Genomic DNA, 22,948 nt, shown 5'->3' with positions numbered 1-22,948 from the left:
GGGCTAGAGCGGTTTCAGGTCCCACTCGCGAACCAGATCGTCTTCGGGGCGGGCGTCGGTCGGGTCGGGGGATCGCGTCCCGTCCGGCCCGGCCAGGGGCGCGGCCCGGTACACGGACAGGGCCAGGAACAGGCCCAGCCCGGCCATGGCCCCGGTGGACGGTTCGTACAGGAGCGGCGTGGACATGCCCTGGATGAACAGGGCGGCGGCCAGGCTCGCGCCCATGCGCGTCAGCCGCCGGAAGACCAGGACGAAGAGCGCGACCAGGCAGGCCACGGGCAGGATTGCCCCCCAGCCCAGGAGGAAGCGCAGCCAGAAGGACTGCACCTGGCTCAGATACGCGCCGAACAGGGTGGGCGTGCCCGTGACCCGCTCCCAGATGGGGGCCATGTCGGGCGGGAAGGTGAAGGGCAGGGCCTGGTCCAGGGGCAGCCCGGCAATGAGCAGACCGGGTTCGCGCGAGAACAGGGCCAGGGACTTGGCCCACAGCCAGTAGTCCACGTACCGGCCCAGGTCCGAGGGCGTGAACGGCAGCCGGAAGCTCACGGCCAGACCCGCGAGGCAGGCCATGAACACCCCGGTGCGGAACCACCGTCCGCCCCGGCCGAAACAGAGGTAGATCCACCCGGCCGCGAACAGCCCGGTGCGCGACAGGGTGGCCAGCAGCCCGGCCAGGATCAGCACCCGGTAGATGCGCTTGCCCTGGTCCGGCTCGTACAGCCCGCCCTCGGCCGGACCCGGCCTGAGCGAGGCGCACAGGCAGACCAGCAGCAGCCCGGCCAGCAGGTCCGCGTCCCCGATCCAGCGCACCGACGGCGCGGCCCGGTAGATGAACACCTCCACGGCCAGGTCCGCCACGCAGAGCAGCCCGAGGACCGAGCCCCAGCGCTGGAAGGCCGCCCGGTCGGGCTGGCCGAAGGTCAGGACCCACAGCCCGCAGAAGCCGAGCATGATCACCGGGACCAGTTCGGGCACGATGGGCGTGAAATTCTCCAATTGATACAGGATGTCGCGGTGGTAGAGGACGACCACGGCCGACAGCGCGGCGAACATGCACAGCTCGGCGAAGAAGCGGGCCCGCAGCCGCTGCCCGGACCGCCGGAACAATATGGCGTGCACCGTGCCCAGGGCCGCCAGGATGACCCAGGGCAGGAACGGCGAACTCTCCGGCCCCGGCCCGGCGAACCTCGACAGCAGCGTCCCCACGGGCACCGCCGCACAGGCCACGGCCAGGGGCAGAGCCGCCAGCCTGGACCGGGTCCGTTTCTTGGGCTGTTCCTGTTCCATACGCACCGTCAATTACCTCTTTGGACAGCCCAGGTAAAGGCGGCCGTGCCCCTTGCCGCGCAGTTTTTTCAATGATTCCGGGCCACATTTTTTTCGCGCCCGGACAAAAACCGGCCTTTTCGTCGGCCTAAAAAGTCTAGATAATTTCTCGATATTATTAAGATATTTTGCGCAGGCAAAGCGGCATGCGGCAACCGGCTAAAATATTTTGCAAATATTGTCCGGCGTCGAGAAATGCTGTATGCTTGCGCCGTGTTGCCAAGCCTGGGGGGGCATGCGTGGACAGTTCGCAGTGACTGGAGAGTCCATGAAATCGGTTGCACAGACCCTGTCCGTCAAAACGGTCCTGTACGCGTTCCTCGTGCTGTTCGCGGCCGGACCGCTGTCCGGTTGCGCCGTGGTCGCCCCGCTCCTGAGCGTGGGCGGGGTGGCGTTCACGCCCCTGCAATACGTGTCCACCGCCTACACCATCGGCGAATACACCTACGAATACGCGGCCAACGACAAGACCCCCGACCAGGTCCTCGAGGCCAAGTACAACGCCATGGTCAGCGGCGAGGCCTTCGAGCTGCCCGACTACCTCCAGGCCGAACCCGCCGGACCCCAGCCCGTCCAGGTCGCCGAGGCCGCAACCCCCGAATCGCCCGCCGACCAGGACCCGGGCCTGTCCGAACAGGCCCGCCGCAAACGCATCGAAAACCTCCTCGGCCAACGCCGGACCCGGTTCGAGCGCCTCGAACTGCGCCGCATGGCCTTCCTCCAGGCCACCCAGCCCCGACGCCAGACCCTGACCCTCAACCAGCCCCCCCGGACCGCCGGCCTCGACCTCGTCCAGGCCACCAGCCCCCACGTCTCGCTGGATTGATCCCGCCGGGCCGACGGGTGGCCGGGGGATGCCTCCGGCGGGCCCTCGCCGGGCGGGCGTGAGCGGGGAATGCCTCCGGCGGCCCCTTCGGGGGGACCAAAGAACCCTTTGGAAAGGGTTCTCTGGACGCTCCCAAACTTTTTGTGTGCCTTCGGCGGGGGCGTGCGGACGCGGGGTGACGTGCGGATGAAGAGGGGTGGGGGAGGCCGCGCCACTCCACCCCGGACCGTACACTCGGACTCCGGACCTACGATATCTTCACTACCGCGATGGTCATGTCGTCCAACTGACCGGCGTTTCCGCGAAAGGCATCCAGGGCCTCGACAAGCCGCCCGATCAGTTGGGCCGAGGTGTCGCCGACTCCCTGCCGGATGACTTCCTTCAGCCGTTCCTTGCCGAACATCTCTCCGGACTCGGACTGCATCTCCCAGATGCCGTCCGTACCGATGACGATGCATTGGCCGGGCCTGAGATCTTCCCGGCTGCCCACCTCGAATGTGACGTCGTGCGTGACCCCCAGGGGCAGGCCGTCGCCCTGCAGGTCTTCGAACGCATCGGTTTCGGGATCATAGAGCATGGCGGGGTCGTGCCCGGCTCGAACCCATCGCGCTCCCCCGTTGACCAACTCCAGCAGAAAAAGGGTCATGAACCGGCCGGTCCCCTCCACATCGTCCGAGATCAACTCGTTGACGCGGGTTACGGCCTCGTCCAGGCCGGCTCCCCCGTGGAGTTGGCTGCGCAGATAGGCGCGGACGGAGGCCATGAGCAACGCGGCCTGCATGCCGTGGCCGCTGACGTCGCCCACGGCCACGACCAGGCCGTCGCCGGCATCGGTGGATCGGGGTATGAAGCCGTAATAGTCGCCGCCGGTCTCGTCACAATAGGAGCTGGTGGCCGCGACATCGACTCCGGGGAACGCCGGAGACTCCGAGGGGAGCAGGCTCTGCTGCACCTCCTGCGCGACTTCGAGAGCGTTCTTCAGGTTGACCCGTTCCTTGAGCTCCGGGATCATCCTGTTAAAGGCCAAGCCCAGTTGCCCCACTTCGTCCCTGGACCGGATCGCCGTGCGCACGTCGAAATTTCCCTTGGCGACGCTCCTGACGGCGTCGGCCAATGCGCTGATGTTCCGTGTAAGTACTCGGGAGAGCAGGAGCGATAGAATGAGAGCCGACACCGCGGCGAGAAGCACGACGTAACCGATGGTGTTGCTGTGCCGCTCTACCTGGGTCTCGACGTAGTCTCGGGCGGCCTGGGCGTCCCTGACGATATCGGATTTGGGCACGATCAAAAGCAGGACCGACCCCCGTTCATCAATGGGCGCAAAGGCCCAGAGAGCGCTTCGGCCGTTGAACGACATGCCGACCACCCCCGGCCTGGACGCCACGATCCGGGAGGTCATGATGTCGAACTGCATCTTGTCGTCGGACATAAGCCATACATTTTCCTGCGGGGCCCACCAATGACCGGGAGCGTCCGTCCTCTTGCGTTCGCTTGCCACGACCCGCACCCGGACGGCGCCGGTTTCGGCATTCTTTTCCGGACGGACCAGCATTGATTCGGCCTGGGTCGAGAACATGCCGATATGCTGGTTTTCCTTCAATATGGAGTCCACCGGTACGACCAGGGTCAGGTTGCCCTGCAGTTCGCCATGGGCCGTGCGAATGGGGGCGACGACCTCAAAGGCCATTCGTCCCGTCATGGGGTCCACCTTGGGCAGTGTCCAGGTCAGGGAATCACGCAACGGAGCCGGAGCGTCCATCGGCCCAGTCATGCCCCGCATGCCGTGCATGGTGCTGTCCACACGGGGATAGACGATATGCGAGCCTCCTCTCAGATCGACCAGCGTCCAGAGAACGAGGTCGGGATATTCCAACTTCACCGTACCGATCAGCGGCGCCAGCCTCTCCAGTACAAAACCAGGCAGTTCTCCGCGAACCCCGACACGGGAAAAATCGACCTTGAGGAGTTGTTGTCCGCCCCCCATATGCATGCGGAAATAGGCGGCGCCCAGCTCGTCCAGCGAGACGTCCGGAGGGATGAAGTCGCCCTGCTCCGGCATGTGCGAGTGGCCGGACAGCACGCCTTCGATCCGGGAAGCCAGCAGCATGGCCGTCGCCTCCAGCAACTGCCGCTCACGCTTGAGCACCCGGGCGTGGTCCTCGACAATGCGCTGCAACCCGGTGCTCGCCTTGTGCACCAGGGTATTTTCACTCCTTTCGGCCAGATTCTCTCCCAGCTTCGTCAGGTCGCGCCGGATGGTCGTCCGGACCACCAGCAAGGGGATCAGAGAAATGGACATAAGAAGAATCAACAACTTGAACTGAATGCGCATGCAACCTCACACATGATGACTTGCCCGTCCCAAGCAGCTTCCGTTCCACTTTCTGACAAGAACCTTCAATTGTGCGAATTATAATATTATACTTTTGTCCATTTTATATGATCAGGAACAGTCCTCGACTTTGCAGTTTTTTGCACATCATGTTGCACAATGCGTGCAATGGAATGTGCAATTCTGGACCTTCACGGTATGGAATTATTCTGAGTTAAATGAAAGTACATTGAAATTACAGCGAAACACAACATTGGCACGCGTATTGTTAACATTTGTTAAAAACCCGGAGCCAGGATGAACAAACACATAGCGACCATTCCCCTGACAGCGATCATGCTCGTGGCGTTGATGACGGGAGCGTACGCGGCAGAGGCGGAGATCCCCGTCGAAGACGAGGCAGCCCCTGGAAGTTACCTCGGCGACAGGAGGGAGTTGGACGATCTCAGGATGTTCCTCGTTCTGGCGGCCAAGAACAACAACGAGCTGCAGGCGGCCTTTCAGCAGTGGCAGGCCGCCATCAAACGGGCCATGCAGGCCGATACCCTGCCGGACCCCCGGTTGAACTTCGGCTACTACACCACGCCTCTGGAAACCCGCGGCGGTCCCGCCCGGTACAAGTACGGCATGTCCCAGACCCTGCCCTTCTTCGGCAAGCTCGGCTCCAAGGAGCGCATCGCCCTGCGCGAGGCGGACGGCCTCAAGGCCAAATTCGACGGCCTCAAGCTGACGACCTTCTTCGAAGTGAAGAAGATCTACTACGAATACGCCTACCTCGCCCGGGCCATCGAGATAACCAGGGAAAACATCGAACTGATGAAATACCTGGAGAGGATCGCCACCACCCGGTACACCACCGGCTCCGCCAAGCACTCCGACATCATCCGCCCGCAAGTCGAACTGGGCAAACTCGAAGACAGGCTCAACTCCCTCCAGGACCTCAAGTCCCCCCTGGCGGCCCGTCTCAACGCCCTGGTGGACCGTCCCGCCGACACAAGCATTCCCTTTCCGGACAGTATCCCGGTCATGTCCATCACCGACAGCGACGAGTCGCTGTCCGCCCGTCTTGGCGAATCCAATCCGCAACTGGCCTACTGGGAAACCGTCGCGGCCAAGGAAGAGGCCGGCAGGGATCTGGCCCAACGCAACTATTACCCCGACTTCACTTTCGGCCTGGACGTGACCGAGGTCGACAGCGCCCGCAATCCGGGCGTCATCGGCGACGGCCAGAATCCGGTCTTGGCCTCCATGTCGTTCAACGTCCCCCTGTGGTTCGGCGCACGCGCCGCGGCGGTCGATGAGAGCCAGGCCAAAATACTCGCGGCCAAACGCAGCCGGATCGGCCTGGAACGACGGCTCAAGGCGGACCTGGAACTGGCCCTGTACAAGTACCGGGACGCGGGCCGGAAAATCAATCTCTACAAGGACACCCTGGTTCCCAAGGCCGAACAGTCTCTGGGCGTGATCATGGAGACGTTCATGACCGGCTCCGGGACGTCCCTGGACCTCATCGACGCAGAACAGACCCTGCTGGAGCTTCAGCTCGCCTATTACCGCGCCCTGACCGACCAGGCGCAACGGCTGGCGGAAATCGAGACCCTGGTCGGAATCGAGCTGCCGTGCGAATTCCACGGCTCTCTGCTGAAGAGGAGCGGAAAATAGTGAAACGGACAACCTGGACAATCGTCGCATTCGTCCTGATCGCCTGCATCGCCTCGGTCATGCCGTGGGCGGCCGGACGGCTTCATGCCGAGCCGGGCAACCAGACGTCATGCCCTGTCATGGGCTTTGACATAAACAGGGATATTTTCACGGACTACAAGGCCAAACGAATATATTTCTGCTGTCCTTCATGTCCGCCCGAGTTCCGTAAGAAACCGGACTTCTACATCGCCGCGATGCAGGCCAAGGGCGTTCTCCCCGAAGACGCCCCGGTCGAGGCGTTCTAGCTCAACCAAGAGGATATCATGAACAAATTCAGAATCCCGCGGATGGTCATGGTCACCATCATCGTCGCCATCGCCGCCTTTGTTGCGGGCTACATGGCCAGAGGCGTCAACGTCGGCACCGGCGACGGAACCGCCGTGAACGCCACGGCGGAGAAGGAGCATGACCTCGATGCGCATTTCGACGAAGAGGGCAACGTGACCTGGACCTGCTCCATGCATCCGCAGATCAGACTGCCCAAGCCCGGCAAGTGCCCCATCTGCTTCATGGACCTCATCCCCCTCAGGCACGAGGAGGAAGGGGAGCGCACCAGCATCCGGGAGATCACCCTGACCGAGAGCGCCCGCAAGCTGGCGGGCATCGCCACCGATGAGGTCAGACGGCTCGACGTGGCCGTGGAGACCCGCATGGTCGGCAAGGTGGACTATGACGAGACGCGGGTCAGGAGCATCACCGCCTGGACCGGCGGCCGCGTGGACAAGATGTATGTCGACTACACCGGCGATCGCGTGAAGCCCGGCCAGCCCATGGTCTCCATCTACAGCCCGGAACTCCTCACGGCCCAGGCCGAACTCATCCAGGCGGTGAAGGCCCTGGAAGACCTCAGGAACAGCAACCTGGACCTGGTCAAGAACAGCGCGAGGCGCACCGAGGATGCCGCCCGCGAGAAGCTGCGCCTCCTCGGCCTGACCAAGGGACAGATCGACCGGGTCGTCAAGAACGGCAAGGCCTCCGACCACATCACGCTGTATGCCCCCCAGGGCGGCGTGGTCATCGGCAAGAACGTCAATGAGGGCCAGTACGTCAAGACCGGCACCTCCATCTACTCCGTGGCCGACCTCTCCACCCTCTGGGTCATTCTGGAAGCCTACGAGTCCGATCTCCCGTGGGTCGAGCCGGGCCGGCTGGTGGAGTTCCAGACCGAGGCCTATCCGGGCAAGGTGTTCAAGGGCAAGGTCGTGTACATCGATCCGCTGGTGAACGAGAAGACCCGGACCGTCCGGGTCCGCCTGGAGGTGGGGAACAAGGACGGCAGCCTGAAACCCGGCATGCTCGTGCGCGCCCGGCAGAAAAAAGGCGGCGACCGGACCGGAGGCGAATCCCCGCTCGTCATCCCGGCATCCGCGCCGCTCATCACCGGCAAACGGGCCGTGGTCTACGTGGCCAACCCGGACAAGGACGGGGCGTATGAGGGGCGCGAGATCGTGCTCGGTCCCCGCGCCGGGAACCACTACATCGTCAGAAGCGGCCTGAAGGAGGGCGAGCGGGTCGTCACCAAGGGCAATTTCAAGATCGACAGCGCCATCCAGATCGTGGCCAGGCCGTCCATGATGAATCCCTCGAGCGGAACCGAGGCCCTGCAGGACGAACTGCCGAGCCTGTTCACCTCCAAGCTGCGCCTGCTCGACGAATCCTTCGCCAGGCTGACCGAGACCGTCAAAACAGGTGAGTTGGACAAAACGCACCTCGCCTTCGGCAGCTTCAACAAGGAGTTGCGCCTGATCGACGGCTCCGCGCTGGAGGGAACTTCCGCCCTGCGCTGGAAGGAGCACGCCATGTTGCTGGGCAACGACGCCATCCTCGGCGCCGAAGCGACCGACGTCGAACGGCTGCACGGGATATTCACCGAAATGCAGGGCCACTACGCCGACCTCAAGGCGGACTTCAAACTGAGTGACGGCGAACGGTTGACCGCACCGAAACCGTTCAGGGAACAGCTCGGCCTGGTCTACGCCAGCTACGAACCCATGGCCGCCGCCCTGGCCGTGGACGACATGGAGGCGGCCAAGAAGGCCGCCGCCGAGACCTCCGCCGCCCTCCTGCTGATCAACGACTCCGACCTGAGCGGTCCGGCCCACAACGTCTGGCAGGAAGCCCTGACCAAGATGAACGACGGCCTGACCGCCATCCGCGAGGCCGACGACATCGTCGGCGTCCGCACCGGCTTCGAACCGCTTTCCGTGGGGCTGGCCCAGGCCATCCTCAAGCTCGGCATCGAGACCGGCGGCCCGCTCTATGAAATCTTCTGCCCCATGGCCTTCGACTACGCGGGAGCCACCTGGCTCCAGCGGGACCAGACAGTGCGCAATCCCTACTTCGGCACGGCCATGTCCTCCTGCGGCGAAGTCAACCAGCAGCTCAAACGATAGCAGGGCGGACAAATGGATACGAAACCCCGCATGGAAGCCAAGACCCTGACCGACAAGATCATCCGGTTCTGCCTGGAGCAGAAGCTGGTCGTCTTCCTCCTGGTCTCGGTCATTCTGGGCTGGGGGCTGGTCGTGGCCCCGTTCGACTGGAAGATCGAGGGGCTGCCTCGCGACCCGGTCCCGGTGGACGCCATCCCCGACATCGGCGAAAACCAGCAGATCGTCTTCACCCAGTGGACGGGCCGGTCCCCGCAGGACATGGAGGACCAGGTCACCTATCCGCTGACCGTGGCCCTGCTCGGCATCCCCGGCGTCAAGACGGTGCGCAGCTACTCCATGTTCGGCTTCTCCACCATCTACGTCATCTTCAACGAGGACGTGGAGTTCTACTGGTCCCGTTCCCGGCTGCTGGAAAAGCTCAACAGCCTGCCGCCCGGCACCCTGCCGCAGGGCGTCCAGCCAACCCTCGGCCCGGATGCAACGGCGCTGGGCCAGGTGTTCTGGTACACGCTGGAAGGGCGGGATGAACAGGGGAACCCCACCGGCGGCTGGGACCTGGACGAGTTGCGCTCCATCCAGGACTGGTACGTCCGTTATGCCCTGCTCGGCGCGGATGGCGTCAGCGAGGCCGCGTCGGCGGGCGGCTTCGTCAAGGAGTATCAGATCGACGTGGACCCGGACGCCATGCGCACCGCGGGCGTCACCCTGGAGGACGTGTTCTCGGCCGTGAAGCAGTCCAACCTCGACGTGGGTGCGCGGACCATTGAGATCAACAGCGTTGAATACCTCATACGAGGCATCGGTTTCGTAAAGAATCTCGGCGACATCGAAGAGGCCGTCATCAAGGTCTCCAACAACGTGCCCATCCGGGTGAAGGACGTGGCCCGGGTCACGCTCGGCCCGGCCCTGCGGCGGGGGGTGCTCGACAAGGGCGGCGCGGAGGCCGTGGGCGGCGTGGTCGTGGTCCGCTACGGGGAAAACCCGCTCCAGGTCATCAAGAACGTCAAGGAAAAGATAAAAGAGATATCTCCGGGGCTGCCGTCGAAGGTCTTGCCGGACGGCACGGTCTCCAAGGTGACCATCGTCCCGTTCTACGATCGCTCCGGACTGATCAACGAGACGCTCGGGACCCTGAACACGGCCCTGACCGAGGAAATCCTCATCACCATCATCGTCGTGCTCATCGCGGTCATGCACCTGCGCAGCTCGCTGCTCATCTCCTCGCTGCTCCCCCTGGCGGTCATGATGGTCTTCATCGGCATGAAGCTGTTCAAGGTGGACGCCAACATCGTGGCCCTGTCCGGCATCGCCATCGCCATCGGCACCATGGTCGATATGGGCATCATCATCTGCGAGAACATCCTCAAGAAATTCGAGACCGCCTCCCAGGATGAAAGTCGGCTGAAGGTGATCTTCGAAGGCGCATCCGAGGTGGGCAGCGCCATCATGACGGCGGTGGCCACGACCATCGTCAGCTTCCTGCCCGTCTTCGCCATGGAGGGGCCGGAGGGCAAGCTGTTCAAACCCCTTGCCTATACCAAGAGCTTCGCGCTCATCGCCTCCATCATCGTGGCCCTGACCGTGCTCCCGGCCATCGCACACCTCATCTATCGGCGAAAGGACACAAACGCCAAAAAGCGGATTTCCGGCCACCTTGTCGACGTGCTCTACATCGCGGGCGGCGTGGCCGCGTGCGTCTTCATCAAGTGGTGGGTCGGCCTGCTCCTGATCGCGCTCGGCCTGCGCCGGTTCTTCGGGCACCGCCTGCCCGCCGGAATGGAAAACATCTGGGCCAAGGCCGAGAACTGGGGCGTCATCGCCCTGGTGACCATCTTCCTGGCCTCCCACTGGCTGCCCCTGGGGCCGGAAAAGGGCGACCTGCGCAACATCATCTTCGTCTCGGCGCTCCTCGGCGGGCTGATGTTCTTCTTCCAGATGTTCCAGCGCGGATACAGCTCCATGCTGAGTTGGGTGCTGGACCACAAGGCGGCCTTCATGGCGCTCCCGGCTACCGTCATCCTCTTCGGCGGGCTGGTCTGGTTCGGCGGCGGCGCCATGACCTCCTGGCTGCCGGATTCCATCCGGGCGTCCGGCGCCGTCAGCGGGCTCATGCATGCCTTCCCCGGCCTGGGCAAGGAGTTCATGCCGCCCCTGGATGAAGGCTCGTTCCTCTACATGCCGACCACCATGCCTCACGCCTCCATCGGCGAAGTGCAGGACGTCCTGTCCAAACAGGACATGGCCATGCTGAACATCCCGGAGGTGGAGAGCGCCGTGGGCAAGCTCGGCCGCGCGGAAACCCCGCTCGACCCGGCTCCGGTCTCCATGATCGAGACGGTCATCAACTACAAACCGGAATACATCACCGACGAGTCCGGCAAACGACTCCGGTTCCGGTTCGACGAGACCCGGAAGGACTACTTCCGCTCCAGCGACGGCAAGCCTCTGCCCGCGGGCGACGGGCTGTCCTACCTCGTTCAGGGACTCTATCCCCGCGACGGGCACGGCAAGCTGATCCCCGATCAGGGCGGCAAGCCCTTCCGGCAATGGCGCTCACCGCTCGACCCGGACCTGAACCCCGGCAGAAGCGCATGGCCGGGCATCCGCAACCCGGACGACATCTGGGACGAGATAGCCCACGCCGCCGAGATTCCGGGCACGACGTCCGCGCCCAAGCTTCAGCCCATTGCCGCACGCATCGTCATGCTCCAGTCGGGCATGCGCGCCCCCATGGGCATCAAGGTCAAGGGACCGGACCTGCCGACCATCGAGCGGTTCGGCATGCAGCTGGAGCAGCTCCTCAAGGAGGTTCCCTCCATTCAGCCCGCGGCCGTGGTTGCCGACCGCATCGTGGGCAAGCCGTACCTGGAGATCGTGATCGACCGCGAGGCCATCGCCCGATACGGCATCAAGCTGCAAAAGGTGCAGAACGTCATCGAGGTGGCCGTGGGCGGCAAGATGCTGTCCACCACGATCGAAGGCCGCGAGCGGTATCCCATGCGCGTGCGCTACCTGCGCGAACTGCGCGACACCATGGAGGGGCTGGAAAACATCCTGGTGGCCGCACCGTCCGGGGAACAGATTCCGCTCAAACAGCTGGCCGAACTGCGTTACGTGCGCGGTCCGCAGGTCATCAAGAGCGAGGACACCTTCCTCATCGGCTACGTGCTCTTCGACAAGAAGCCCGGATTCGCCGAGGTCGACGTGGTGGAGCACGCCAGGGCGTACATCGACAGCAAGACAGACTCGGGCGAACTGACGGTGCCGAGCGGCGTGTCCTACGAGTTCGCGGGCAACTACGAGAACCAGATCCGGGCGCAGAAGAAACTGGCGGTCATCCTGCCGCTGGCCCTCATGGTCATCGTGGTCATCCTCTATCTGCAGTTCAAGTCCATCGCCACGACCCTGATGGTCTTCTCGGGCATCATCGTGGCCTGGTCCGGCGGGTTCCTCATGATCTGGCTCTACGGACAGGACTGGTTCCTGAACTTCAGCGTCTTCGGCACCCACATGCGCGACCTCTTCCAGGTGCACCAGATCAACCTGAGCGTGGCCATCTGGGTGGGCTTCCTGGCCCTGTTCGGCATCGCCTCCGACGACGGCGTCATCATGGCGACCTACCTCGACGAGAGCCGAGGAACCCGCGACATGAGCAGCATCCCGGCCATCCGCAAGGCCATCCTCGAAGGGGCCAAACGGCGTATCCGTCCGGCCCTGATGACCTCGGCCACCACCATCCTCGCCCTTATCCCGGTCCTGACCTCCACCGGCAGGGGGGCGGACATCATGGTGCCCATGGCCATCCCCTCTTTCGGCGGCATGACCATCGCCATCCTGACGGTGTTCGTCGTGCCCACGCTGTACTGCCTCGTGGAGGAGATCAAATTCCGCCACGCCCAAAAGTTCGGCATCCCCGGATCCGACAATGAATGACCATACAAACAAAGGAGATTACCGATGAAGAAATTGACCACCCTGACCCTGACCCTGGCCCTGACCCTGCTCGTTTCCGGCATGGCCTTCGCCATGCAGGGCATGGATCACGGCGACATGAAGGCAGGCGACATGACCGTTCAGCAGAGCATCAAGGTCATGGAGGACAACCTGGCCCTGATGAAGCAGGACGTGGAAACCATGAAGGATGAAACCCGGCGCGATGCGGCCATGGGGGCCATGAACACGCACATGACCGACATGCACCACGGCATGGCGGGCGTTGAGGCCCACGCCAAGATGAGCCAAAACAGCAAGATGGATGCGCTCCTGAAGCAGCTGGACAAGGAGATGATGATCACCATGAAGGGAATGGGTGTGGCCAAAAAGGACGCCGACAAGGGCATCCCCATGATGATGGACGGCATCAACAAGATGGAGAAGACCACGGCAAAGATGAAGAGCGCCATGTAACCCCGGCGGCCTTCAAGCCGAATGGCCAGGGTTGCACAATGTGCGGCCCTGGCCATTTTCATTCACGCCCGGCCCATGCATTACGGGCAATCGTCTTCCCCCTTCGCCATGCCGCCTTGCCCTCGCCTCGCTACTTGGCCCGCACCTGCAATATCTCTTCCCAGACGGTGGTGTATCGCGGGGAGCGCATGTCGCGCTTCATGCGCCAGTCGCGGGTAATGCCGGAGGCGGCGAAGGCGACGGTGTCGCGGCCCCAGCGGTGGTTGACGCGGTCCACGGCGCGCATGAGCGGGGCGTCGCCGGGGCGGTGGTCGGGGGGCAGGGCGAGGAGGTTGAGCCAGCGGCCGTGTTCGGGTTCGAGTCCGGAGAGCATGACGCCGCATTTCTTGTACTGGTAGCCGGGTTTGAAGATGCGTTCCATGGCGGTCTGGGCGGCGCGGATGAGGGTGGGGGTATGGTTGGTGGCCACGGCCAGGGGGACGGACAGGGTGTTGGCGTATTGCGGCTGGCCGAGTCTGAAGGAGTTGGTTTGCAGGTAGACGAGGATGGCGGAGGCCACGGACTGCTGCTTGCGCAGTTTTTCGGCGGCCCGGGTGGTGTACTGGGCGGTGGCCTCGAGCATGTGGTCCAGGCGCGTGACCGGGTGGCCGAAGGAGCGCGAGGAGACGATGGTCTTCTTGTCGGCCGGGCCGGAGGCGAAGTCGTGGCAGGGCAGGCCGCGCAGTTCGAGCAGGGTGTGCAGGCCGCTGACGGTCATCTTTTTTTTGACCCAGTCGCGGTCGAGCTCCCGGAATTGGAGGGCGTTGGTCACGCCCATGGCGCGCAGCCGTTTGGCGTGGCGCGGGCCGATGCCCCAGACGTCGCCGATGTCGGTCCAGCGCAGCACCCGGTCCGGGTCCGGGCTGGTGGTCAGGTCGAACACGCCCCGGCTGCGGTCCTGTTTCTTGGCGAACCGGTTGGCCAGCTTGGCCAGGGTCTTGGTCCGGGCGATGCCCACGGACACCGGGATGCCGGTCCAGGCGAGCACCGTGGCCCGCAGCCGCCGCCCGTAGGCCTCGGCCCCGCCCGGCACGCCGCTCAGGTCGCAGAACGCCTCGTCGATGGAGTAGACCTCCACGGCCGGGCAGAACCGCGTCAGGATGCGCATGACCCGGGCGGACATGTCCCCGTACAGGGCGTAGTTGGACGAGAACACGGCCACCCCGTGCCGTTCGAGCAGGGCCCGGCACTTGAAATAGGGCGTGCCCATGTCGATGCCCAAGGCCTTGGCCTCCCCGGACCGCGCGATGATGCACCCGTCGTTGTTGGACAGGACCACCACCGGCCGCCCGTTCAGCTCCGGCCGGAACGCCCGCTCGCACGAGGCGTAGAAATTGTTGCAATCCACCAACGCATAACAGGCCATACGAACCAACGCCTCCGGCGGCAGTAATTGTTCATCGGGACTTCGCGGGTCCGGCCGCCCGCCCCCATCCTATCCACCCCACCCACCGCCGCGCAAGCGCGGATCACCCCAATCGCGCTCCTCCCAGCCCCGCCGCCAGGCAACCCATCACACCCCCGCCGCGCGGCCGACGCCCGCGTCCCATCCTCTTCGTACCCGGCCAGCCGCGACGGCCATTCCCAACACCCGAAGAGCGGTAGTCGGCGGCGGACCCTGGAGCCCGTGTTCGGCGGCGGGAGCGCAGCATTGATTGCGTCTGCGGAGCAGCCATTCCATCAAACCGGCGGGAGCCGCCTACGGGCTCTAGGGTCCGCTGCCGGGCGCTCGCACCACAGCGCAGTTTTTGCTTCCTTTTTTCTGCGCCGGCAAAAAAGGAAGTCGCCGTAAAGGCGAAATACCTAGTAAGGATGACAACCCAAAGTCCGGTCGCGGATGCGCGGACAATCCCAATGAGCTATTCCTTCCTCCCGCCGCCAAGAAAGGGAATCGAACCTACCCCTGCTGGCCGTGCAACAGTAATTTCCAGCGCCGGGCCTCGTCCCAGTTGAACCCTCCCGGCACGCAGGGCCAGATGGAGTTGTTCTGGAAGAGCGGCTCCCCGGCCAGGGGGTACGGACTGGCCGCGCAGGCCGCGCCGAACATGGGCGACCCCGGAATGGGGGTGTAGTGCGCCAGGTGCGGGCGGAACCCGTAGCCGCGCACGTGGGCGACCGCCCGCTCCACGTTGCCGAGGTCCTGTCCGGGCAGGCCGAACAGGATGTACACCCCGATGTCGTCCAGCTCGAACCCCGCCGAGACAAGGTTTCTCGCCCCGGCCTCCCATTGCTCGCGGGTCAGCTTGACGTCGTGGCGGTGGTCGAAGTCCGTGGTCTCCAGCCCCAGGCGGACCGTGGTCAGTCCCGCCGCCTTGAGGCGGGCGCAGACCTCGGGGGTCAGGTGGCGCACGTGCATGGCGTTGGGCGTGTGCAGGCGCAGGCCCAGGTCTGCTGCGGTGATCCGGTCCAGGACCGGCCAGAGCCAGCGGTCCGGGTTGATGAGCAGGGCGTCGTCGTAAAAGGCGAAGTCGCGCACGCCCCGGCCGTGCTCGGATTGTATGGATTTCATGACCGCGTCGGCCGTGCCCTGCCGGAAGCGCGGATACAGGGCGTGGCTTGCGCAGTACTCGCAGTGGAAGGGACAGCCGCGCGAGCCGAGCAGGATGGAATAAGGCGGGTCGGCGTAGAGGTCGAGAGCCAATGAAAGCCCTGCGTTGCCGGATGGTTGCGGGGCATCGAAATCAATCAACCAGGACAGGCGCGACCAGTTCTCCGGGGTCTCCAGCGGGCCGGCCATGAGATGGGCGTCGGCGTGGCGCGCGGCGTGTTCCCCGCACAGGGTGGCGTAGGTGCCGCCGAGGAGGCGGGGGACGTCGGGCCACAGCTCGGCGCAGAGGTCCAGGACGTCCAGCGCGCCGGGGTACCAGTAGGTCATGATGGTCGTGACCAGCACGGCGTCCGGGGCGGGATCGAGGGCGGCCAGGGCCTCGGCGACCCGCTCGCGGGGCAGGCCGTAGCGCGAGTAGCGGCGGTCCATGAAGGCCAGCGGCGCGGGCGGCTCGATCTCCTCCTTGGGGTAGTGGCCGGTGCCGTATTTGCCGGGACGCGGCCACTTCAGGCCGAGGTCGGGGGCGGCCTCCCAGGTGGGGTCCAGGCAGTCCAGGAGGGCCACCGAGGCCCCGGCGGCGCGGAGCATGTCCAGACAGGCGAGCAGCCCGGCGGGCCGCGACCAGACGTTGAAGGCCGCGAAGTCGGTGATCCACGGGTTGACGCCGAGCACGCGCGGGCCGTTCTCCCGGCCGGGGAGGCTCGACCAGGGGATGTGCGGGAAAGCGGGCCGGGTCATGGATCAGTGGCGCAGGAAGTTGGTCAGGATGGACAGCCCGAGCATGACGATGACCACGATGAGCAGGATGTTGGTCAGCCGGTCGCGACGCGCCACGCGCTGTTGTTTGGACCGGGTGAATTGGCTGACGATCAGAAAGATCAGGCCGAGGATGATGATCAGTTTGAGGAGCAGGCTCATGGGCAGAGGTGTAGCGGATTTTTGGGGAAAAGTCTTGCGTTTGCCCGTCGGGACCGTCTATATCTGAAATGCTCTCGGCTGCTTCGGGGTGCGGACCATGTTCCCGAAGCGATCTCTTTCCCCTGCCCGGACACGCGCCGCCGGTCGCCGGTCGCGCATTTCGCCCGCCGTCTTTCGGTGCGCCCGCCGCACGCGAGGGGGCCTTTCATGCTGAGCTTCCTCAAGCGTCCCGAAGTGATCTACTGCCTGGTGGTGGCGGCCGGGTCCGTTGTCCTGTTCCCGCTCTCGGGCCTGCTCGGCGCCTATTATCTCTTTTTCTTCATCTTCCCGGTGCTCCTGGTCTCGGTCCTCGGCGTGTCGATCGCGGCGGGCGTGTTCGGCGGGCCGGGGCTCAAGGGCGCGGCCAAGTGGGGTTGGCTGACCGTGGCGGGCCTGGTGCTCGGCGTGGCCGCGGTCATGGTGGTGGGCCTGGCTCCGGGCTGGGCCGAGCGGAACCTGACCTGGGAGGACGCGTACACCTACCGGTTCATCATCGAGCTGGACACGGCCGACGGGATCAAGCGCGTGGACCGGCTGGTGCCCGTCGAGCGGAAGGCGTTTTCCCTGAGGGGGGAGCCAACCGGCGGGGTGGGGGCGCGGGACAGCCGGGACATGTCCAGCTATTTCAAGGTGGCCCGTGGCATCGACGTGGGGTTCCCCATGCACGAGAACCGCGTGTTCAGCAGCCTTTACACCGATACCCTGCGGCGGCTTAACCTGCCGCTGGACGGGGACTATGCGGGCCGGGAACTGGAGGTGGACAAGGAGCTCTTCCCCCGGATCACGGCAAGCCACCTCGCGAAGTACGACCCGGCGACCCTGGCCCTGTACCGGGATGCCCTGCGCGACGGGCGCTACCGGATTCTGGTGGAGCTGGTCGGCGGCACGCCCCAGGTGTCCAGGCCGTCGGACCAGGTCTGCCGGTACCTGCTGACGCTCGAAGTGGACACGCCGGACGGCCCCAGGCGGGCCGAGACCATGGTCCGAATCCTGCGTGACGTGAAGACGGGCGGCGGGCGGGAGTACGTCCGGGTGCGCTCCCGGTCCGGTTTCCTGAGGATTCCGCTTGCCGACGACCTGGGCATCGCGCTGCGGTTCGCGGCCGAGGAGCCGGTCACCCTGCCGCAACGGCTGCTCGCGGCCGGGGACCTGAACCGGCTGTCCGAGGGGGACCGGGTGGAGGTGCCCCGCGCGCTCATCGACGCGCAGCCTCTCGGCGGCCCGCTCCTGGTCGGCCAGGGCGTGGCCCGCGCCATCGGCAAATACCCGCTCCTGGTCGCGGGCAAGGCGAACTACGTCCTGCGCCTGGAGATGCTCGACGGGACCGTGACCCGGAACACGGACTGGAACGACCCGAAGTGGAGCCCCGGCGGCCAGGGGGGCGGCGAATGAGGGCGGGCAGGGTTCTCTTCGGCGTCTTCGCCGCGCTCGTCGGCCTGATCCTCCTGTCCCTGTGGAACCGGTCCCTGCACTGGAACCTGTGGATCGGCTTCCTGTCGCCGTGCCTCTTCCCGGCGGTCCTGCTGGCCGGGTTCGGCGGCGCGTACCGGCGCGGCGTGGAGGCCGGGCTGATCGCGGGCGAGGACGATTTCAAGCGGTTCATGAAGCGGCACAGGGCGGCCTATGCCGGGCTCCTGGGCGCGGCCATGGTCGCCCTGTGGTGGCGCGAGGGGTTCGAGGCCATTCCCTATATCCTGTTCTTCGGCCTGCCGTTCCTGATCGGCGGCCTCCTGGTGGCCACGGCCGTGATCGGCGTCCTGGGCTACTACCGCCCGGTGATCGGGACGCTTTTCGCCTGGCTCTGGCTGGGGCTCGGCGTGTGCTACGGCGCGTCCTGCCTGGCCATGGCGGCCAGGGCCTGGACCGCGATTCCCTTTCTCCTGCTGGTCGTCCTCGACCTGGCGCGCGACGGGCGCGGGCTGCTCGGGCTGTGGCGCGCCTCCCCGCCGTGGTGCCTGCTGGCGGGCGCGCTGACCCTGGGCTGGTGGTATTACGACGGATTCTGGAAATACCCCTGGCGGATGACGCGGGTTCCGTATGACCTGATCCCGTGGGCCGTTGGGGCCGGGGGTGCGCTCTGGGCGGCCCGCCGGTTCGGCGGCGGGGCGGTTCGGCGCGCGGCCGCGATCGGCGGCAAGGGGCTGGCCACGGCCGTGGTCGTGACCGTGCTCCTGTTCGCCGGGGCAGGCGGTTGGAGCTACCTGACCGAAACGTTCTTCTGGCGGGACCTGGCCAGCTACAGGGTCGTCTTTGAGGCCGAGAGCGCCAAAGGCGCCCGGCGGGAGACCTCGGTCATCACCGTGGAGCGCAAGGTCCTGGCCTCCGAACGGACGTATGCGGGGGCCTTGCGCGTGGAGGGCTCGCTCCCCTCCATGAATCTGCCGGGCAAGGGCGTCCTCCGGGCCGAGCTGCAAATGGACGACAAGCATCTCCGGGCGTTGCCGGTCATCGCCCGGAAGGCGCTCGAGGAGCGCTCCGGCGAACCGGTCCCGGTGACGGGCGCGCCCATGACGCTGGTGGGCAGGGCCCGGCCCGCCCTCTGGGTCGTCCCGGCCGACGATATCGGGTCTCGGCGCACGGTCTGGTATGAAGACAACGGCCTGGGCATCCGCTTCAGCGTCCGGATCGAGGTCCTGAAGGGCGGGGACGCCCTGAACAGGCTGTACGTCCTGCGCAAGGTGCCGGACTAGATGCGTGTTTCGCCCGGCGGCCTATAGCAGCGCGGCGGCCTCGTCGTGATGTTCCCACACTGCCCAGTCCCTGGGCACGTGGCCGTTGTTGTCCTCGATGGCCGGGTTCGCGCCCGCGTCCAGGAGCAGCTGGACGATGGCCGGGTCGCCCCGGAAGGCGGCCGCGTGCAGCGGGGTCAGGCCGGTCTTTTCCCGGGCATTGACGTGGGCCCCGCGGGCCAGCAGGTCGGCGATGAACGCCTCGGGCGCGGCCAGGCAGGCCTGGTGGAGGGGGGTGTCCCGGTTGGGGCCCAAGACGTTGACGTCCACCCCGTTGTCCAGGAGCAGGCGGGCCTCCTCGTAGCGCCGGCGGGACAGGGCGAAGTGCAGGGCGTTGGGGCTCTTGTCCGGAATCTCGGTTTTGGCCCCCAGCTTGAGGAGCGCCCTGGTGGCCTCCATGTCGCCGCTGCCGATGGCGTAGAGCAGCGGGGTGAGGTGGTCCTGGTCCACGATGTTCATGTCCGCCCCCATGGCCACCAGGGTGCGGAAGGAGGCCTCCTGGTCCGGGGCCTGGAGGGAGATGAGCTGGATGAGGATGTTCTGGCCGAAGGAATTTTTGATGTTGGCGTTGTCCGTGCGCTCGATGGCCAGGAGTATCCTGGTGGTGGTCACGTTGTCGGCCCGTTCGGCGATGGCCCTGAGTTCGGGATTTTCGGGCATGTCGGGCCGGGCCATCTGGAGCGCGTCCGCCTGGGCCCGCACCGGGGCCAGGGCCAGGAGGAGCAGGAGGAACATGTGCCAGGGGGCGCGGAAAAGTCGGTGTTGCATTGGACCCGTCCCGTAAAAGGTGATCTATATATGAATCATACATGGCCGGACGCCGCCCTGTCCACCCGGTCGCGGCAATCCGCGACGCCGAAGGAGAACCCATGCCCTTTGTGTTGATGTTCGTCGGATTTCTGGTGCTCATGATGGTGGCCGCCGGAACCGAGGACGAGTGGGAAGGGAAGATCAAGAAGCCCGTGGGCATCGCCCTGCTGGTCGTCCCGGGGACGTGGCTGTTCTGGTGGCTGGCCGACATCGCCGAAGGGACCGCCGTCATCCTCGGCTCCCCGTTGATCCTGCTGGTCATGGCCGTTCTCGTGCGGCTGTTCGCGCGCCGCGCGTTCAAGTGGTTCTGGTGGGGGGTGCTGGTCTTCGTCCTGGCCTCGGTCCTGCTCATCCCCATGGCCGGGCTGTTGGAGCGGGTCCCTTCCTGGAGCGGCTACGACGTGTCGGTGACGCTCGAGGCGGACACGCCGGACGGCCCCAGGAGCGCGTCGGGCATCTGCCGTCTCACGGGCAACCTGTTCGGGACCCTGGTCAGAGGGGGCGGCGGCGGGCATACCCTCTCCATGGACCCCCTGACCCTGGACCTGGGCGAGGGGCGGTCCGTGACCCTGACCCTCGGCCCGAATCCGGGAACGGTGTCCGTCCCCGGAAGCGGGGTGGGCGGGGCCGTCAAGCGCAGCCTCGTGAGCGGCAAGGACAGGGGCCGGTTCGTCAACGCCATGCGGCCGGTCCACACGGCCCGGAACGGGCGGGAGGTCCGGGTCATCCGGCCGCAGGACTTCGCGGCGTTCTTCGGGCCCGGCTACCGTTTCCAACGGATGACCCTGCGCTGGCCCGAGGAGTAGGCCTCGGATTCCCGGTCCTGACGAGCGGGCCGGGCGAACGTGCAATCAAAAAGGAGAAGGCGAGTCTTGGACAGGGAATACGAACATCGGCCGGAAGGGGGAGGGATCGCGCGGCATCCGATTCTCATGCTGGCGGTTTACGCCGCCACGGCCATGCTGATCCCGGCCGCGTTCGCCCTGGTGTCCAACGACCCCGTGGCCCTGTTGACGGAGGTGCCGCTTTACCTGCCTTTTCTTGGGCCGCTTTTCGCCCTTGGCCTCGCCTCGCTCCTGAAGAGTGGGAGGGACCCGCGTCCCCTGGGCGGCTGGCCGGTAAAGGTCGTCTACGCGGTGCTCGTCATCGCGTCCACGGCGGCGCAGTGGCGGGCTGGTACGATTCACGGGCTGATGCTCATCGTCACCGCCCTGGCCTGTGCCGTCGCCTGCATGCTGACGGGCATAGCCGCCTTCGCACTGGCCGACGACAGGGGGTGGAAGGGCGCTTTCGCCGTCTGGCTGTGGCTGTGGCTCGGGATTGCCGGGTATTACGCGGTCCTCTTTTTCGAGATGCGCTTCGCCGCGAAGATGGGGCTGCCGCCCCTTCTGTGCTGGTGAGCGGACCGGGCTATTTCCGGATCCAGATGATCCCGCACTGCCGTCCGGTCTGCCGGATGGGGCGGGCGCATGCCTTGCGGTAGGAGAAGAAGGTCTCCTCCATGGTCAGGGTGCACAGGTCCAGGCCGAAGATCTGCCGCTCCGGCACGCCCGCGTCCATGAGCTGGTCGCGGGTCAGCCGCCAGAGGTCCATGGTCCGTGTCTCGGGGTCGTACCAGGGCCGGAAGGCCGGGCCGAAGTCGGTCTCGAAGTTGACGAACTCGGCGGCCGTGGGGCCGAGGGACGGGCCGCGCACGGCAAAGACGTCCCTGGGTTTCAGGTCGTAGCGCTCGCAGAAGCGGCGCACGCCCGAGCCCGGAAAATCCATCCTGTTGCCGCGCCAGCCCGCGTGCAGCCCGGCCACGAAACGGCCCGAGCGGTGGGCCAGGAGGATGGGCTGGCAGTCGGCGGTCTTGATGACCAGGCCGTGCCCCGGCTCGGCCGTGGCCATGCCGTCGCCGTCCTCGCTCGCGTGGTCCTCGGGCGCGTGGGGCGCGGGGTCGAAACGGATGACGTCGCCGTGCACCTGGTTCAGCTCGCACCAGCCGGTCAGGCCCATGCGCTCGAAGACCAACCGCCGGTTGGCGGCCACGGCCTCGGGCTCGTCGCCCACGTCGAAGCTGATGTTGGCCGAGTCGTGGGGCGGCTCGGACACGCCCCCCTGGCGGGAGGTGAAGGCGCAGGCCACCTGCGGCACGTCCACGAACTCGAAGGGGAAAAAGGCTATGGCCGCCATAACTTCTCTTCGGTGCAGACCACGTGGACCGGCCTGTCCCAAGGCTGGACGGGCACGGCGTCCACGAGCTGGAATTCGTGGGCCACGCCGATGACCAGGGTGTCGCGCAGGGCGTCCGTGGCCAGCAGCCGGTCATAGTACCCGCCGCCGAAGCCCAGGCGGTTGCCCCTGCGGTCGAAGCCCACGCCGGGCACCAGGGCGATGTCCGGGCGGCACGTGGGCACGGGCGGACATTTGTCCGCGTCCGGCTCCATGATGGCGAAGGCGCCGGGCACCAGCTCGTGCTCGCCCGTTGCGCAGGCCAGGTCCATCTCGCCGGGCTGGTCCGGGCGGCAGCGGGGAAGCAGCACGCGGCTGCCGCGCTGCCACAGGTCGGCCATCAGCGGGCGCAGGTCGATCTCGCCGCGCACCGGCCAGTAGAGCAGGACCTCGCCCGCGTTCCTCCATTCGATCAGGGTGCGGATGAGCGACACGACCCCCTCGCTGGCCTCGGCCACCTCCTCGGCGGACAGGCCTGCGCGGCGCTCGATGAGCCGCTTCCGCAGCGCGTCTTTTTCCGTTTCAGGCATGGCTGCACGATACCATGGCCCGGAGCGACAATCCAGCGCCAAGCCGTGAAATCCGGGTGACGCCGACATGGGCCTTGGATTTCGGCCCGTCTTGGTCTATCGTCCGGTGTTGATATGAATTGGACAGCGCATC

At 65.8% G+C, this 22,948-nt stretch carries 18 protein-coding genes; 10 read left to right on the top strand and 8 right to left on the bottom strand.

What is annotated here, in order from left to right:
• Positions 1 to 3: 3 nt before the first annotated feature.
• Positions 4 to 1,287: a hypothetical protein gene (locus DND132_RS09795; RefSeq protein WP_041915765.1), complete on the bottom strand. Its 1,284-nt coding sequence runs from the start codon at positions 1,285 to 1,287 to the stop codon at positions 4 to 6.
• Between the two features lie 307 nt (positions 1,288 to 1,594).
• On the opposite strand from DND132_RS09795, the gene DND132_RS18850 reads away from it, so the two are divergent.
• Positions 1,595 to 2,152 (top strand): hypothetical protein, encoded by a 558-nt coding sequence (locus DND132_RS18850; protein ID WP_014322574.1) that lies wholly within the window; start codon positions 1,595 to 1,597, stop codon positions 2,150 to 2,152.
• Positions 2,153 to 2,399: 247 nt separating this feature from the next.
• Here DND132_RS18850 and DND132_RS09785 read toward each other — a convergent pair whose 3' ends face one another.
• On the bottom strand, positions 2,400 to 4,484 hold the full coding sequence (locus DND132_RS09785) for a PP2C family protein-serine/threonine phosphatase (protein WP_014322573.1): 2,085 nt from the start codon (positions 4,482 to 4,484) through the stop codon (positions 2,400 to 2,402).
• 297 nt (positions 4,485 to 4,781) lie between these two features.
• On the opposite strand from DND132_RS09785, the gene DND132_RS09780 reads away from it, so the two are divergent.
• Genes DND132_RS09780 through DND132_RS09760 form a run of 5 tightly spaced genes read left to right on the top strand, consistent with a single transcriptional unit; the run spans position 4,782 to position 12,988 of the window.
• Complete coding sequence (locus DND132_RS09780) at positions 4,782 to 6,146, top strand: TolC family protein (RefSeq protein WP_014322572.1); 1,365 nt, start codon at positions 4,782 to 4,784, stop codon at positions 6,144 to 6,146.
• The gene (locus tag DND132_RS09775) at positions 6,146 to 6,433 is read left to right on the top strand and encodes a YHS domain-containing protein (protein ID WP_014322571.1); all 288 of its coding nucleotides are present in this window, start codon (positions 6,146 to 6,148) and stop codon (positions 6,431 to 6,433) included. Before DND132_RS09780 ends, DND132_RS09775 begins: the two co-directional genes overlap by 1 nt.
• 18 nt (positions 6,434 to 6,451) lie before the next feature.
• A complete protein-coding gene (locus DND132_RS09770) occupies positions 6,452 to 8,581 on the top strand; it encodes an efflux RND transporter periplasmic adaptor subunit (protein ID WP_014322570.1) in 2,130 nt (709 codons plus the stop codon).
• 12 nt (positions 8,582 to 8,593) lie between these two features.
• Positions 8,594 to 12,514 carry an efflux RND transporter permease subunit gene (locus DND132_RS09765; RefSeq protein ID WP_014322569.1) on the top strand — a complete coding sequence of 1,307 codons (3,921 nt, stop codon included), beginning with the start codon at positions 8,594 to 8,596 and terminating at the stop codon, positions 12,512 to 12,514.
• Positions 12,515 to 12,538: 24 nt separating this feature from the next.
• Complete coding sequence (locus DND132_RS09760; RefSeq protein ID WP_014322568.1) at positions 12,539 to 12,988, top strand: hypothetical protein; 450 nt, start codon at positions 12,539 to 12,541, stop codon at positions 12,986 to 12,988.
• 130 nt (positions 12,989 to 13,118) lie between these two features.
• On the opposite strand, the gene DND132_RS09755 is transcribed toward DND132_RS09760, so the two are convergent.
• The 3 genes from DND132_RS09755 to DND132_RS18500 form a co-directional block, all read right to left on the bottom strand.
• Positions 13,119 to 14,393 (bottom strand): Y-family DNA polymerase, encoded by a 1,275-nt coding sequence (locus DND132_RS09755; RefSeq protein ID WP_014322567.1) that lies wholly within the window; start codon positions 14,391 to 14,393, stop codon positions 13,119 to 13,121.
• Between the two features lie 531 nt (positions 14,394 to 14,924).
• The gene (locus DND132_RS09750; RefSeq protein WP_014322566.1) at positions 14,925 to 16,313 is read right to left on the bottom strand and encodes a B12-binding domain-containing radical SAM protein; all 1,389 of its coding nucleotides are present in this window, start codon (positions 16,311 to 16,313) and stop codon (positions 14,925 to 14,927) included.
• A gap of 3 nt (positions 16,314 to 16,316) precedes the next feature.
• Positions 16,317 to 16,493, bottom strand: coding sequence for a hypothetical protein (locus DND132_RS18500; RefSeq protein ID WP_014322565.1), 177 nt, complete (start codon positions 16,491 to 16,493; stop codon positions 16,317 to 16,319).
• A gap of 207 nt (positions 16,494 to 16,700) precedes the next feature.
• Here DND132_RS18500 and DND132_RS09745 point away from each other — a divergent pair, with 207 nt between their 5' ends.
• Positions 16,701 to 17,924, top strand: a complete 1,224-nt coding sequence (locus DND132_RS09745; RefSeq protein ID WP_014322564.1) for a hypothetical protein — start codon at positions 16,701 to 16,703, stop codon at positions 17,922 to 17,924.
• Positions 17,921 to 19,222 carry a hypothetical protein gene (locus DND132_RS09740; protein ID WP_014322563.1) on the top strand — a complete coding sequence of 434 codons (1,302 nt, stop codon included), beginning with the start codon at positions 17,921 to 17,923 and terminating at the stop codon, positions 19,220 to 19,222. Before DND132_RS09745 ends, DND132_RS09740 begins: the two co-directional genes overlap by 4 nt.
• Positions 19,223 to 19,243: 21 nt before the next feature.
• Here the strand turns inward: DND132_RS09740 and DND132_RS17675 are convergent, their stop codons facing one another.
• On the bottom strand, positions 19,244 to 20,029 hold the full coding sequence (locus tag DND132_RS17675) for an ankyrin repeat domain-containing protein (RefSeq protein WP_014322562.1): 786 nt from the start codon (positions 20,027 to 20,029) through the stop codon (positions 19,244 to 19,246).
• Positions 20,030 to 20,130: 101 nt separating this feature from the next.
• Here DND132_RS17675 and DND132_RS09730 point away from each other — a divergent pair, with 101 nt between their 5' ends.
• Positions 20,131 to 20,877, top strand: a complete 747-nt coding sequence (locus DND132_RS09730; protein ID WP_014322561.1) for a hypothetical protein — start codon at positions 20,131 to 20,133, stop codon at positions 20,875 to 20,877.
• A gap of 66 nt (positions 20,878 to 20,943) precedes the next feature.
• Complete coding sequence (locus DND132_RS09725; protein ID WP_014322560.1) at positions 20,944 to 21,471, top strand: hypothetical protein; 528 nt, start codon at positions 20,944 to 20,946, stop codon at positions 21,469 to 21,471.
• 10 nt (positions 21,472 to 21,481) lie between these two features.
• On the opposite strand, the gene DND132_RS09720 is transcribed toward DND132_RS09725, so the two are convergent.
• Together DND132_RS09720 and DND132_RS09715 are read right to left on the bottom strand one after the other, a co-directional pair.
• Positions 21,482 to 22,246: a purine nucleoside phosphorylase YfiH/LACC1 family protein gene (locus DND132_RS09720; protein WP_014322559.1), complete on the bottom strand. Its 765-nt coding sequence runs from the start codon at positions 22,244 to 22,246 to the stop codon at positions 21,482 to 21,484.
• Positions 22,234 to 22,815 carry a 5-formyltetrahydrofolate cyclo-ligase gene (locus DND132_RS09715; RefSeq protein WP_014322558.1) on the bottom strand — a complete coding sequence of 194 codons (582 nt, stop codon included), beginning with the start codon at positions 22,813 to 22,815 and terminating at the stop codon, positions 22,234 to 22,236. Before DND132_RS09715 ends, DND132_RS09720 begins: the two co-directional genes overlap by 13 nt.
• Between the last annotated feature and the right edge of the window lie 133 nt (positions 22,816 to 22,948).

Origin of the sequence: Pseudodesulfovibrio mercurii (assembly GCF_000189295.2) — a bacterium.
In the GTDB taxonomy this organism is placed as follows: Bacteria; Desulfobacterota; Desulfovibrionia; order Desulfovibrionales; family Desulfovibrionaceae; genus Pseudodesulfovibrio; species Pseudodesulfovibrio mercurii.
This window is presented reverse-complemented; position numbering and strand designations above follow the sequence as displayed.

Coding starts and splice junctions, on each gene's coding strand:
- DND132_RS09795 (WP_041915765.1), bottom strand. CDS start 1,287: ATGGAACAGGAACAGCCCAAGAAACGGACCCGGTCCAGGCTGGCGGCT.
- DND132_RS18850 (WP_014322574.1), top strand. CDS start 1,595: ATGAAATCGGTTGCACAGACCCTGTCCGTCAAAACGGTCCTGTACGCG.
- DND132_RS09785 (WP_014322573.1), bottom strand. CDS start 4,484: ATGCGCATTCAGTTCAAGTTGTTGATTCTTCTTATGTCCATTTCTCTG.
- DND132_RS09780 (WP_014322572.1), top strand. CDS start 4,782: ATGAACAAACACATAGCGACCATTCCCCTGACAGCGATCATGCTCGTG.
- DND132_RS09770 (WP_014322570.1), top strand. CDS start 6,452: ATGAACAAATTCAGAATCCCGCGGATGGTCATGGTCACCATCATCGTC.
- DND132_RS09765 (WP_014322569.1), top strand. CDS start 8,594: ATGGATACGAAACCCCGCATGGAAGCCAAGACCCTGACCGACAAGATC.
- DND132_RS09760 (WP_014322568.1), top strand. CDS start 12,539: ATGAAGAAATTGACCACCCTGACCCTGACCCTGGCCCTGACCCTGCTC.
- DND132_RS09755 (WP_014322567.1), bottom strand. CDS start 14,393: ATGGCCTGTTATGCGTTGGTGGATTGCAACAATTTCTACGCCTCGTGC.
- DND132_RS09750 (WP_014322566.1), bottom strand. CDS start 16,313: ATGACCCGGCCCGCTTTCCCGCACATCCCCTGGTCGAGCCTCCCCGGC.
- DND132_RS18500 (WP_014322565.1), bottom strand. CDS start 16,493: ATGAGCCTGCTCCTCAAACTGATCATCATCCTCGGCCTGATCTTTCTG.
- DND132_RS09745 (WP_014322564.1), top strand. CDS start 16,701: ATGCTGAGCTTCCTCAAGCGTCCCGAAGTGATCTACTGCCTGGTGGTG.
- DND132_RS09740 (WP_014322563.1), top strand. CDS start 17,921: ATGAGGGCGGGCAGGGTTCTCTTCGGCGTCTTCGCCGCGCTCGTCGGC.
- DND132_RS17675 (WP_014322562.1), bottom strand. CDS start 20,029: ATGCAACACCGACTTTTCCGCGCCCCCTGGCACATGTTCCTCCTGCTC.
- DND132_RS09730 (WP_014322561.1), top strand. CDS start 20,131: ATGCCCTTTGTGTTGATGTTCGTCGGATTTCTGGTGCTCATGATGGTG.
- DND132_RS09720 (WP_014322559.1), bottom strand. CDS start 22,246: ATGGCGGCCATAGCCTTTTTCCCCTTCGAGTTCGTGGACGTGCCGCAG.
- DND132_RS09715 (WP_014322558.1), bottom strand. CDS start 22,815: ATGCCTGAAACGGAAAAAGACGCGCTGCGGAAGCGGCTCATCGAGCGC.